General features: G+C 73.5%; 9 protein-coding genes and 1 pseudogene. 7 read left to right on the top strand and 3 right to left on the bottom strand.

What is annotated here, in order from left to right:
• Positions 1–34: 34 nt before the first annotated feature.
• Complete coding sequence (locus BA175_RS12100) at positions 35–1,837, top strand: LCP family protein (RefSeq protein ID WP_069171297.1); 1,803 nt, start codon at positions 35–37, stop codon at positions 1,835–1,837.
• 92 nt (positions 1,838–1,929) lie between these two features.
• On the opposite strand, the gene BA175_RS12095 is transcribed toward BA175_RS12100, so the two are convergent.
• Positions 1,930–2,853 (bottom strand): LysR family transcriptional regulator, encoded by a 924-nt coding sequence (locus BA175_RS12095; RefSeq protein WP_069171296.1) that lies wholly within the window; start codon positions 2,851–2,853, stop codon positions 1,930–1,932.
• A gap of 140 nt (positions 2,854–2,993) precedes the next feature.
• On the opposite strand from BA175_RS12095, the pseudogene BA175_RS12090 reads away from it, so the two are divergent.
• Positions 2,994–3,962: pseudogene (locus BA175_RS12090) on the top strand (EamA family transporter); the annotation flags it as partial.
• A 237-nt stretch (positions 3,963–4,199) separates the two neighbouring features.
• Here the strand turns inward: BA175_RS12090 and BA175_RS12085 are convergent.
• Together BA175_RS12085 and BA175_RS12080 are read right to left on the bottom strand one after the other, a co-directional pair.
• Positions 4,200–4,634 (bottom strand): PIN domain-containing protein, encoded by a 435-nt coding sequence (locus BA175_RS12085; protein WP_069171295.1) that lies wholly within the window; start codon positions 4,632–4,634, stop codon positions 4,200–4,202.
• Positions 4,631–4,873 (bottom strand): ribbon-helix-helix domain-containing protein, encoded by a 243-nt coding sequence (locus BA175_RS12080; RefSeq protein ID WP_079159507.1) that lies wholly within the window; start codon positions 4,871–4,873, stop codon positions 4,631–4,633. The genes BA175_RS12085 and BA175_RS12080 overlap by 4 nt, the downstream gene beginning before the upstream one ends.
• A 91-nt stretch (positions 4,874–4,964) precedes the next feature.
• On the opposite strand from BA175_RS12080, the gene BA175_RS12075 reads away from it, so the two are divergent.
• The 5 genes from BA175_RS12075 to BA175_RS12055 all read left to right on the top strand — a co-directional run bounded on the left by BA175_RS12075 (position 4,965) and on the right by BA175_RS12055 (position 12,250).
• Positions 4,965–5,771 (top strand): TIGR03084 family metal-binding protein, encoded by an 807-nt coding sequence (locus BA175_RS12075; RefSeq protein ID WP_069171294.1) that lies wholly within the window; start codon positions 4,965–4,967, stop codon positions 5,769–5,771.
• Complete coding sequence (locus BA175_RS12070; RefSeq protein WP_069171293.1) at positions 5,768–7,471, top strand: acyclic terpene utilization AtuA family protein; 1,704 nt, start codon at positions 5,768–5,770, stop codon at positions 7,469–7,471. Before BA175_RS12075 ends, BA175_RS12070 begins: the two co-directional genes overlap by 4 nt.
• A complete protein-coding gene (locus tag BA175_RS12065; RefSeq protein ID WP_069171292.1) occupies positions 7,468–9,066 on the top strand; it encodes an acyl-CoA carboxylase subunit beta in 1,599 nt (532 codons plus the stop codon). The genes BA175_RS12070 and BA175_RS12065 overlap by 4 nt, the downstream gene beginning before the upstream one ends.
• 86 nt (positions 9,067–9,152) lie before the next feature.
• Entirely contained in the window at positions 9,153–11,087 is a 1,935-nt protein-coding gene (locus BA175_RS12060) for an ATP-binding protein (protein ID WP_069171291.1), read from the top strand.
• Positions 11,084–12,250 (top strand): acyl-CoA dehydrogenase family protein, encoded by a 1,167-nt coding sequence (locus BA175_RS12055; RefSeq protein WP_069171290.1) that lies wholly within the window; start codon positions 11,084–11,086, stop codon positions 12,248–12,250. Before BA175_RS12060 ends, BA175_RS12055 begins: the two co-directional genes overlap by 4 nt.
• Positions 12,251–12,306: the final 56 nt, after the last annotated feature.

Here is a 12,306-nt window from a genome sequence, read left to right as displayed (position 1 = left end):
GCCGCGTGGGCCCCGACGGAGGACGCAGGCAACCGTGGACGCGCAAGGCCGTGGGCGGGACGAGAACATCGACCCCGCAGACCAGTGGGTACTCAACCCGGACACCGGCGATTACGAACTGCGACTGACGCCCTCCGCAGGGCGACCGGCCGCACCGTCCGGCACGTCGGGCTCCAGAGCGTCCGCTGCGGGCCGGCGCCGCGACCCCGCCCCCACGGGCGAGCCGTCCGGCGGCCGGGCCTCCGTACCGGGCCAGCGCGGCGGACGCAGGGGCACGGGTGGCCGCGGAGGCCGGGACGGCGCGCGTCAGCCGGGCGGCCGGGCGGCCGGCCGGGCGGGCGCCCGGGCTGCGGCGGACGCCCCGCCCGCGGGCCGGCGCAGGCCGCCGCCCCGGAAGTCCGCCAAGAAGAAGGCGCTGGTCTGGACCGGCGGGGTGCTCGCCTTCGTCCTGCTGGGCGTCGGTACGGCCGGGTACCTCGTCTACGAGCACTTCAACGGCAACATCACCTCCGTCTCCAGCGACGGCGCGGGCACGGGCGGCTTCAGCAAGGACCGGCCGATCAACGTCCTGGTGATCGGGACGGACAAGCGGACCGGCGAGGGCAACGAGGGCTACGGGGACAAGGGAAGCGTCGGCCACGCCGACACCACGATCCTCTTCCACGTCTCCAAGGACCGTACGAACGCGACCGCCCTGAGCATCCCGCGCGACCTGATAACCGACATCCCGGACTGCCCCACCACCCAGGACGACGGCTCGACGAAGGACATCCCGGCCACCCCGGCCAGGCGCTTCAACGAGAGTCTCGGGCAGTACGACCGCACCCCCAGCTGCACCATGCGCACCGTCACGGAGCTCACCGGCATGAAGGTCGACCACTTCATGGTGGCCGACTTCAACGCCGTCAAGACCCTGACCGCCGCGGTCGACGGCGTGGACGTCTGCCTCGCCAAGGACATCGACGACCCGGACTCGCACCTGAAGCTCTCCGAGGGCGAGCACACCCTCGACGGTGAGCAGGCCCTGGCCTTCCTGCGTACGAGGCACTCCGTCGGTTTCGGCGGCGACCTGAGCCGGATCGAGATCCAGCAGCAGTTCCTGGGCTCCCTGATGAGGAAGCTGAAGTCGAACGACACGCTGACGAGCCCCACCCGGATGTGGAGCCTCGCGGAGGCCGCCACCGAGGCGCTCACGGTCGACGACAAGATCAGCGACATAAACCAGCTCCGCAAGCTGGGCATGGAGCTGGCCTCGGTCGAGCCGAAGAACATCACGTTCACCACCGTGCCGGTGGTCGACAACCCGGCCGAGAAGGTCAAGGCCACCGTCGTCCTCGACCAGTCCAAGGCCCCGCAGGTGTTCTCGATGATGCGCGAGGACATCTCCTTCACCGCGGTGGAGAAGCAGGAGAAGGCCGAGGCCAAGGCCAGGGACGCCGCGAAGCTCGAGGGCAGCACCGCCGCCCCGGCGGACGTGCGGGTGGACGTCTACAACGGCGGCGCACCGGCCGGTTCCGCACAGGACGCCCTGGACTGGCTGCAGAACGACAAGGGCGTGCTCAAGTCCACCAACAAGGCCAACGCGCCGGCGGACGTGAAGAAGACCCAGCTCGTCTACGCCCCCAACCAGGCGGACCAGGCCCGCGCGCTCGCCGGAATGATGGGCCTGTCGGCCTCGGCCCTGAAGCCGACGACGACGGACGCCGGCGCCATGGACCCGATGGTGCTGACGCTGGGCCCCGACTTCCAGGAGGCGGGCACCCCGCTCTCCGCTCCGCGCAAGGCGCCGGACCGGATCCAGCGCGTGGAGGCGGACAAGGCGGTCTGCGCCAAGTAGCCCCACCGGCTCGCTGCGAGGGGCCGGGGCCCGGAACGCGGGCTCACCGCCCCCGCTGCCGGCGTCCCGGCCCGTCGGTGGTGCGGGCTCCCTCACGCCGGCGGCGCGTGCTCGCCGCCGGCGACGATCTCCCGGGCGAGCGCGGCCAGGTGGGGCAGTGCGGGGTGGCCGGGTCCGTCCCGGCGGGCCAGCAGTACGGGGAGCGGCGGCGCGTCCCGGAGCGGCAGGTAGGTGACCCCGGCGTGCGGGTGCACGGCGGCGGTGGAGGCGCCCGAGACCCCGCTGCCGCGTCCGGCCGCGATGGCGGTGAGCCAGTCGTCGGTGTTGGCGACGGTGAGGATGGCGACGGGCCGGGCGTCCGGCGGCCACAGGTCGAGGGTGGTGGCCCCCGAGACGGTGTTCAGGACCACGGCCTCCCGCGTCAGATCGGCCAGGGCGAGGGAGGAGCGGGCGGCCAGCGGCCCGTCCGCGGTGACGGCGGCGACCCGCTCCTCGGTGAACAGGACCTCGGTGACGAGCCCCGGTGCGTCCACCGGCCCGCGCAGCACCGCCGCGTCGACCTCGCCGCGGGTGAGGCCGGCCGTACGGTCGTCGATGCGGAGCATGTCCAGCGGCGTCAGCGGATACCGCCGCTGCCACGTGCGCAGCAGCGGTGTGGTGTACGGACCGAACGCCGACCAGGCGTGCCCGAGCCGCAGCGGCCGGCGGCGCAGCCGTCCCGGGTCGAGAGCCTCGTCGAACGCGCCGACCGCCACCGCCGCCTTGTCGCGGAAGGCGACCCCGTCGGCGGTGAGGGCGAGGTGGTGGGTGGACCGGTCGACGAGCCGGGCCCCCAGATGCCGCTCCAGGGCGGCGAGCGTACGGGAGACCACGGGCTGGGTGAGGTGCAGACGGGCGGCGGCCCGGGTGATGCTCCCCTCGTCCGCGATCGCCAGGAAGGCCCGGAGGTGGCGGACCTCGACACCGCGTCCACCACCGGGTTCCGTGCCGTGTTCCCCACCCTCTCCAGCGCTCATGCCTGCGGAGCATAACGGGAGCGCAATCGGCATTTCACGGGACGCGCGCAGGTCTCTACGGTGAGGGAGCGGCGGGCAGCCGCCCGGTGTCGTACGGTGGACGGTCGGTGCAGTGTGATGAACTTTTCGAGAGGTCTCCGGTGAACGACCCGCGCAGCGCCGCCCAGCCGGCCGCAGTCGTCGCCGCATCCGAGGCGGTCTCCGTTCCCGAGGCGGTCGCCGCGCTCGACGGAGCGGGGCCGGGGCGGCCCACCGGCCGTGGGACGGCCCTCGGCCCGGTCGCCCTGGTCGTCGCGGGCGGGCTCTCCGTCCAGTTCGGCGCGGCGGTCGCGGTCCTGCTGATGCCGAAGGCGGGCGCGCTCGGCGTCGTCACCCTGCGTCTCGCCGCCGCCGCGCTCGTCCTGCTGGTCGTCTGCCGCCCGAGACTGCGCGGGCACTCGCGGGCCGACTGGGGCACCGTGGTCACGTTCGGCGTCGCGATGGGCGCCATGAACACCCTCTTCTACCAGGCCGTCGACCGCATCCCGTTGGGCGCCGCCGTCACCCTGGAGGTCCTCGGTCCGCTGGTCCTGTCCGTGGTCGCCTCGCGCCGGCTGGTCAACCTCGTCTGGGCCGGCCTCGCGCTCTGCGGGGTCGTCCTGCTCAGCGGCGGAGGCTTCGACCGCCTGGACCCGGTCGGGGCCGCGTACGCCCTGGGCGCGGGTGCCATGTGGGCGGCGTACATCGTCTTCAGCGCACGGACCGGCCGGCGCTTTCCGCAGGCCGACGGGCTGGCCCTGGCGATGGCCGTGGCCGCGGCCCTGTCGCTGCCGCTCGGCGTCATGGAGTCGGGCGCGGCCCTCGTCGTCCCCTCCACGCTGGGCCTGGGGTTCGCCGTGGCGCTGCTGAGCTCCGTCCTCCCGTACACCCTGGAGCTCATGGCCCTGCGCCGGCTGCCCGCGCCCACCTTCGCCGTCCTGATGAGCCTCGAACCCGCCATCGCGGCCACGGCGGGCTTCCTCCTCCTCGACCAGGCGCTCTCCAGGACCGACGCCCTGGCCATCGCCCTGGTCATCGGCGCGAGCATCGGTGCCGTACGCAGCCGGACGGCCCGCACGCCGTCCCCGCGCCGGGCCCGGGTGCGGGGGGCACGATGGAAGGGAGCGGAGGAAGGAGGCCTGCCCATGGGCTCCACCAAGGGAACCGATGCCTACGACGACGGCCTGTACGCGCACACCCCCTCGCAGGCCGAGGGCGAACGCGACGAGCCCGCCGCGCGCGGCAGGGCGCCCGAGACACACCCCGACGTCCCCCGTACCGAACCCTCGCAGGCCGAGGGGGACCGCACGGATTAGGGGCGATGCGGCTCAGCCGTCGACCGGCAGGATGCGGAACGCCGTGAGACCGGGTGTCAGGGGTCTGATGGCACGGAAGTTCCGCTGGTCGAGCGTGAAAATGCGGTCGGTCTTGTACCGATCCGCGAGGATCACGCCCACGGCGTCCGCGAGGTCGAGCCGCAGTCCCTCGTAGGTCCGACGCACCTGATGAGCCGCACCGAGGTCCACGGGCTTCAGCTCGGCCAGCCGGTACTGACCGTCCGACATGCGGGAGTTGAGCGCCTCCATCACCTGCATCGCCGCCGGGAAACCGAGACCCCGGTGGACCAGGTGATCGAGTTCGGTGATGACCAGGGGGGAGAGGGCGAGCCGTTCGTGCCGGAGGATCTCCGCCGCCCCGGCGTGCTCCGGCTGTGCCGCGTCGAAGGCGGCGTACAGGGCGGATGTGTCGGCGACGATGATCAACGGCGCGCCGCTCGCACTTTGATGTGTTCGTAGACGGAGTCGTCCATCGCTTCAGGGCTGAGGGCGCGCCCGCTGTCGAAGACCGGAAGCTCCTGGCTCCGCTTGGGGCGCTCCGCCTCGTCGAGCAGCATCGCGATGCCGCGCCTGATGAGCTCGGCCTTGCTTATCCCGGTGGCCGACGACTCGGCGTCGAGCCGCACTTCCAGATCCTCCGGAAGGTACACCGTCGTCTTTGTCATGGCCGGGAGCAAATCATGCAAGCATGCTTGCTTGTTTTTCGTCCCACTGCCATGCTCCAGGGCACACCGCCACGCCCCGAGGGAGCGCCCCGTGTCCGATGCTTCGGCCGTGACCGCCGCCGTGCTCGACGACCTGGCCCAGGAGAGCGCCGAACTCGACCTCCTGGTAGCGGGGCTGAGCGCGCACGAGTGGGCCGCGCCGACCCCCGCCGAGGGGTGGAGCGTCGCCCACCAGATCGCCCACCTCACGTGGACCGACGAGGTGGCCCTGGTCGCCGCCACCGAGCCCGGCGCGTTCGCCGCCGAGGTGGAGAAGGCGTTGTCCGCCCCCGGGACCTTCGTCGACGAGGCGGCCGGGGAGGCCGTGGCCGCCCTGACGCCCGAGGCGCTGCTCGTGGAGTGGCGGGAGGGACGTGCCCGGCTCCAGGAGGCCCTGCGCCGGATGCCGGCCGGATCCCGGATGCCCTGGTACGGGCCACCCATGAGCGCGGCCTCCATGGCCACCGCCCGGCTCATGGAGACCTGGGCGCACGGCCAGGACGTCGCCGACGCGCTCGGTGTGGCCCGGAAGCCGACCGCGAGGCTGCGGCACATCGCCAGGATCGGTCTACGGGCCCGGGACTACGCGTACGCCGTGCGGGGCCTCCAGCCTCCCGCCGAGGAGTTCCGCGTGGAACTGCGCTCGGATCAGGGCGAGTTGACGGTGTACGGCCCCGAGGACGCCGCCCAGCGGATCACCGGTCCGCTCCTCGACTTCTGCCTGCTCGTCACCCAGCGCGCGCACCGGGACGACCTCGCCGTCGAGGCGGCCGGCCCCGACGCCGACCGGTGGCTGGACATCGCGCAGGCGTTCGCCGGACCCGCGGGGACCGGCCGGCCCCGCAAGGGGGACCGGTGACCGGGCCGCTGCGCATCGGCAACGCCTCCGGGTTCTACGGCGACCGCTTCGACGCCGTGCACGAGATGCTCACCGGCGGCCCCCTCGACGTCCTCACCGGCGACTACCTCGCCGAACTCACCCTGCTGATCCTCGGCAGGAGCCGCCTGAAGGATCCGAGACGCGGCTACGCCACGACGTTCCTGCGGCAGCTGGAAGACAACCTCGGACTCGCCCACGAGCGGGGCGTGAAGATCGTCGCCAACGCCGGCGGGCTCAACCCCGCCGGGCTCGCCGACGCCGTACGGGACCTGGCCGCCACCGTGGGTGTCCCCGTGCGCGTCGCGCACGTCGAGGGCGACGGTCTGCCCGTACCCGAGGGCCACCTCACCGCCAACGCCTACCTCGGCGGCGGGGGGATCGCCGCCTGCCTGCGCGATGGGGCCGACATCGTGGTCACCGGCCGGGTCACCGACGCGGCCCTCGTCACCGGCCCGGCCGCCGCCCGTTTCGGCTGGGGACCGGACGACCTCGACGCCCTGGCCGGGGCCGTCGTCGCCGGGCACGTCCTGGAGTGCGGGACGCAGGCCACCGGCGGCAACTACGCGTTCTTCACCGGCCACGACGTCCGCCGCCCGGGATTCCCGCTCGCGGAGATCCACGAGGACGGCAGCAGCGTCATCACCAAGCACGACGGGACGGGCGGCGTCGTCGACATCGGCACCGTCACCGCGCAGCTCCTCTACGAGACCGCAGGGGCCCGGTACGCCGGACCCGACGTCACCGCCCGGCTCGACACCGTCACGCTGACGCCCGACGGGCCGGACCGGGTGCGGATCAACGGAGCGCGGGGCGAGGCCCCGCCCCCCACGCTGAAGGTCGGGCGGTGCCGCCTCGGCGGCTGGCGCAACGAGGTCGTCCTCGTCCTGACGGGACTCGACATCGAGGCCAAGGCCGCCCTCGTGCGGGCGCAGTTCGCCGACGCCCTCGACCGTGCCGGTACGATCCCCGCCGAGGTGCGGTGGGAGCTGGCCCGCACCGACCGGCCCGACGCCGCCACGGAGGAGACGGCCGGCGCCCTGCTCCGGCTCGTCGTGCGGGACAAGGATCCCGAGGCGGTCGGGCGCGCGGTGTCCGGGGCGGCGGTCGAGCTCGCGCTGGGCAGCTACCCGGGCTTCCACATGACCGCGCCCCCGGGGAAGGGCGCCCCGTACGGGGTGTTCGAGACCGGGCACCTCCCGGCGGAGGAGGCCGTACACGTGGCCGTCCTGCCGGACGGGCGGCGCGAGCACGTACCGCCGGCCGGCCGGTACCGGGAACTGGAGGCCGTCGCGGAACCCCCGCTCCCCGAGCCGCTGCCCGCCGGGCCCGTCCGCGACGCCCCGCTCGGCCGCGTCGCCGGTGCCCGCAGCGGCGACAAGGGCGGTGACGCCAACGTCGGCGTATGGGTGCGCGACGACGCGGCCTGGCGGTGGCTGGCGCACGAGCTGACCGTCGCGCGCTTCAGGGAACTGCTCCCGGAGACCGCGGGGCTCACCGTCGTACGCCATGTCCTGCCGAACCTGCGGGCGCTCAACTTCGTCGTCCACGGCCTCCTCGGCGAGGGCGTCGCCGCGCAGGCCCGTTTCGATCCCCAGGCCAAGGCGGTGGGGGAGTGGCTGCGCTCACGGCACCTCCCCGTCCCCGTGGCGCTGCTGGACCCTCCGGAGGAGGCCGTATGACCGTCCTGCCCACCGCACTCGACACCACCGGCCCCGCATACACCGCCCACCGCGAGGCGATGCTCGCGAAGCTCGCCGAGCTCGACGCCGAGCACGCCAAGGCCCTGGCGGGCGGCGGCGAGAAGTACGTGGCCCGTCATCGGAAGCGCGGCAGACTCCTCGCCCGCGAACGCATCGAGCTGCTGGTCGACCCGGACACCCCGTTCCTGGAACTCTCCCCGCTCGCCGCCTGGGGCAGCGACTACACGGTCGGCGCCTCGCTCGTCACCGGGATCGGCGTCGTGGAGGGGGTGGAGTGCCTGATCACGGCCAACGACCCGACCGTACGCGGCGGCGCCTCCAACCCCTGGACGCTGAAGAAGGCCCTGCGCGCCAACGAGATCGCCTTCGCCAACCGGCTGCCCTGCGTCAGCCTCGTCGAGTCGGGGGGCGCCGACCTGCCCTCCCAGAAGGAGATCTTCATACCGGGCGGGGCGCTCTTCCGCGACCTCACCCGGCTGTCGGCGGCCGGCATCCCGACCGTCGCCGTCGTCTTCGGCAACTCCACCGCCGGAGGCGCGTACGTCCCCGGCATGTCCGACCACACCGTGATGATCAAGGAGCGGTCGAAGGTCTTCCTCGGCGGCCCGCCCCTGGTGAAGATGGCCACCGGCGAGGAGAGCGACGACGAATCGCTCGGCGGCGCGGAGATGCACGCCCGCACGTCCGGACTGGCCGACCACTTCGCCGTCGACGAACACGACGCGCTGCGCCGGGCCCGGCGGATCGTCGCCCGTCTCAACTGGCGCAAGGCGCACCCCGATCCGGGGATCGCCGAGCCGCCGAAGTACGACGAGGACGAACTGGCCGGGATCGTCCCGGGCGACCTGAAGGTGCCCTTCGACCCACGCGAGGTCATCGCCCGGATCGTCGACGGATCGGACTTCGACGCGTTCAAGCCGCTCTACGGGACCAGCCTGGTCACCGGATGGGCCCGTCTGCACGGCTACCCGGTGGGCATCCTCGCCAACGCGCAGGGCGTGCTGTTCAGCGAGGAGTCGCAGAAGGCCGCCCAGTTCATCCAGCTCGCCGACCAGCGCGACATCCCGCTCCTCTTCCTCCACAACACCACCGGCTACATGGTCGGCAAGGAGTACGAGCAGGGCGGCATCGTCAAGCACGGCGCCATGATGATCAACGCGGTGTCCAACTCCCGGGTCCCCCACCTGTCCGTACTGATGGGCGCCTCCTACGGCGCCGGGCACTACGGCATGTGCGGCCGCGCCTACGACCCCCGCTTCCTCTTCGCCTGGCCCAGCAGCAAGTCCGCCGTCATGGGCCCCCAGCAGCTCGCCGGCGTCCTGTCGATCGTCGCCCGCGCCTCCTCCGCCGCGAAGGGCCTGCCCTACGACGAGGAGGCCGACGCGGGCCTGCGCGCCATGGTGGAGCAGCAGATCGAGGCGGAGTCCCTGCCGATGTTCCTGTCCGGCCGGCTGTACGACGACGGGGTCATCGACCCGCGCGACACCCGCACCGTCCTCGGGATCTGCCTGTCCGCCATCCACACCGCACCGGTCGAGGGCGCCCGGGGCGGCTTCGGCGTCTTCCGGATGTGAGGCCCGCCGACGGGCCGCCGCCGCCCCGGAGTTCCCCGACCGACGCTCCCCGTGTTCCAGCGGAAAGAGTCTCTGCCATGCCAGACATGATGCGTACGCTCCTGGTGGCCAACCGGGGCGAGATCGCCTGCCGGATCTTCCGCACCTGCCGCGCGCTGGGCATCGCCACCGTCGCCGTGTACTCCGACGCGGACGCCGGAGCCCTGCACGTACGGGAGGCCGACACCGCCGTGCGCCTCCCCGGGGCCGCGCCCGGCGACACCTACCTGCGCGGTGACCTGGTGGTGGCCGCCGCCCACGCGGCGGGCGCCGACGCCGTGCACCCCGGGTACGGGTTCCTCTCCGAGAACGCCGGATTCGCGCGCGCCGTGCAGGACGCGGGACTGCTCTGGGTGGGCCCACCGGTCGAGGCCGTCGAGCTGATGGCGTCCAAGACCCGGGCCAAGGAGCTGATGGCCGCCGCGGGAGTACCGCTGCTCGCCCCCGTCGACCCGGCGTCCGCCACCGCCGGGGACCTGCCGTTGCTGCTCAAGGCGGCGGCCGGCGGCGGCGGACGCGGGATGCGGGTCGTCCGGGACCTCGCGGACCTGCCCGTGGAGCTGACGGCGGCGGCCGCCGAGGCCACCGCCGCCTTCGGGGACGGCGAGGTCTTCGCGGAGCCGTACGTCGAACGCGGCCGGCACGTCGAGGTCCAGGTGATGGCGGACGCCCAGGGCACGGTGTGGGCGCTCGGCACCCGCGACTGCTCCCTCCAGCGCCGCCACCAGAAGGTCATCGAGGAAGCCCCCGCCCCCGGCCTCGACGACGCCCTCCGGCAGCGGCTGCACGACGCCGCCGTGGCCGCGGCCCGGGCGGTGGGCTACCGGGGAGCGGGGACCGTCGAGTTCCTCGTATCGGCCGCGGGACAGCCGTACTTCCTGGAGATGAACACCCGGCTCCAGGTCGAACACCCCGTGACCGAGGCCGTGTACGGGCTCGACCTGGTCGCCCTGCAACTGCGCGTCGCCGAGGGCGCACCCCTGCCGGCACCGGCCCCACCGCCGCCCGGCGGCCACGCCGTCGAGGCCCGGCTCTACGCCGAGGACCCCGCCCGCGACTGGCAGCCGCAGACCGGAGCACTGCTCACCCTCGACGTACCGCCGGCGCCCGGCCTGCGCCTGGACACCGGGTACACCGGCGGTGACACGGTCGGGGTGCACTACGACCCGCTGCTCGCCAAGGTCATCGCCCACGCCCCCACCCGCACCGAGGCCGTACGCCTCCTCGCCCGCTCCCTGGAACGCGCCCGCATCCACGGACCGGTCACCAACCGCGAGCTGCTCGTCCGGTCCCTGCGCCACCCGGAGTTCATGGCGGCCCGCCCGGACACCGGCTTCTACGACCGGCACCTCGACACGCTCACCGCCCCGGCCGGCGAGGACGACCGCCGTCTCGCCGCCACCGCCGCCGCGCTCGCCACCGCCTCGGCCCCCACCCGCTTCGGCGCCTGGCGCAACCTGCCCTCGCAGCACCAGACCAAGCGCTACCGCAGCGAACCCGACGGCACCGAACACGAGATCGCGTACCGCACCGGCCGTGACGGCCCCGCGCCCGTCACCGGCGAACGCGTCACCGTCCCCGGGCCCGGCCAGGTGGCCCTCGAAGCGGACGGCGTCACCCGGCGGTTCACCGTCACCCCGCACGGCGACCGCGTCCACGTCGACGGTGCCCACGGCTCGTACACCTTCACCGTCCTGCCGCGCTTCACCGACCCGGCCGCGACCGCCGACCCCGGCTCCCTGCTCGCCCCCATGCCCGGCACCGTCGTCCGCGTCGCGGACGGCCTCGCCCCGGGCGCGGCCGTCGAGGCCGGACAGCCGCTGATCTGGCTGGAGGCCATGAAGATGGAGCACCGCATCCTCGCCCCCGCCACCGGCACCCTCACCGCGCTCCACGCCGCCCCCGGCCTCCAGGTCGAGGTCGGCGCTCTGCTCGCCGTCGTACAGGACGGCCCCGCGCACCAGGAGGAGACGAACCGATGAGCACCGTCCTCGAGACCGAAGAGCACACGGCGCTGCGCGCCGCCGTAGCCGCGCTCGGCAAGCGGTACGGCCGGGAGTACATCACCGCCCTGGCCCGCGAGGGCGAACACCCCCGCGAGCTGTGGGCCGAGGCCGGCAGGCTCGGCTACCTCGGCGTCAACCTCCCCCAGGAGTACGGCGGCGGCGGCGCCGGCATGGCCGAACTCTCCATCGTCCTGGAGGAGCTCGGCGCGGCCGGCAGCCCGCTGCTCATGATGGTCGTCTCCCCGGCGATCTGCGGCACGGTCATCGCCCGTTTCGGCACCGAGGCCCAGAAGCGGGCGTGGCTCCCCGGCCTCTCCGACGGCACCCGGACGATGTCGTTCGGCATCACCGAGCCGGACGCGGGCTCCAACTCCCACCGCATCACCACCACCGCCCGCCGCGACGCCGGGGGAGACTGGGTCCTCACCGGCCGCAAGGTCTTCATCTCCGGCGTCGACATATCCGACGCCACCCTCGTCGTCGGCCGCACCGAGGACGCCCGTTCGGGGAGGCTCAAGCCCTGCCTCTTCGTCGTGCCCCGCGACACACCCGGCTTCGACCGCACCCCCATCGACATGGAACTGCAGTCCGCCGAGAAGCAGTTCGAGCTGGTCCTCGACGACGTACGGCTCCCCGCCGACGCCCTCGTCGGGGAGGAGGAGGACACGGGCCTGCTCCAGCTCTTCGCCGGACTGAACCCGGAACGCATCATGACCGCCGCGTTCGGCATCGGCATGGGCCGCTACGCACTCGGCAGGGCCGTCGAGTACGCCCGCACCCGCCAGGTCTGGAAGGCGCCCATCGGCGCCCACCAGGCCGTCGCGCACCCGCTCGCCGTCGCCCACATCGAACTGGAACTCGCCCGGCTCATGATGCAGAAGGCGGCCGCGCTCTACGACTCCGGCGACGACACCGGCGCCGGTGAAGCCGCCAACATGGCCAAGTACGCGGCCGGCGAAGCCTGCGTGAAGGCCGTCGACCAGGCCGTCCACACCCTCGGCGGCAACGGTCTCACCCGGGAGTACGGGCTGGCCTCCCTGATCACCGCGTCCCGCGTCGCGCGCATCGCCCCCGTCAGCCGCGAGATGGTCCTGAACTACGTCTCCCACCAGACCCTCGGCCTGCCCAAGTCCTACTGAGCGCCCCGCACCGTCACGGCTGCCGCGCGCGGGCTCCCCGGATCCCGGCGCGGAGG

The sequence above is a fragment of the Streptomyces griseus genome (assembly GCF_001715295.1).
Taxonomy (GTDB): Bacteria; Actinomycetota; Actinomycetes; order Streptomycetales; family Streptomycetaceae; genus Streptomyces; species Streptomyces griseus_G.
Note: the sequence above shows the minus strand (reverse complement) of the source record. Positions and strands in the feature narration are given on the sequence as shown.

Coding starts and splice junctions, on each gene's coding strand:
- BA175_RS12055 (WP_069171290.1), top strand. CDS start 11,084: ATGAGCACCGTCCTCGAGACCGAAGAGCACACGGCGCTGCGCGCCGCC.
- BA175_RS12095 (WP_069171296.1), bottom strand. CDS start 2,853: ATGAGCGCTGGAGAGGGTGGGGAACACGGCACGGAACCCGGTGGTGGA.
- BA175_RS12065 (WP_069171292.1), top strand. CDS start 7,468: ATGACCGTCCTGCCCACCGCACTCGACACCACCGGCCCCGCATACACC.
- BA175_RS12060 (WP_069171291.1), top strand. CDS start 9,153: ATGATGCGTACGCTCCTGGTGGCCAACCGGGGCGAGATCGCCTGCCGG.
- BA175_RS12080 (WP_079159507.1), bottom strand. CDS start 4,873: ATGACAAAGACGACGGTGTACCTTCCGGAGGATCTGGAAGTGCGGCTC.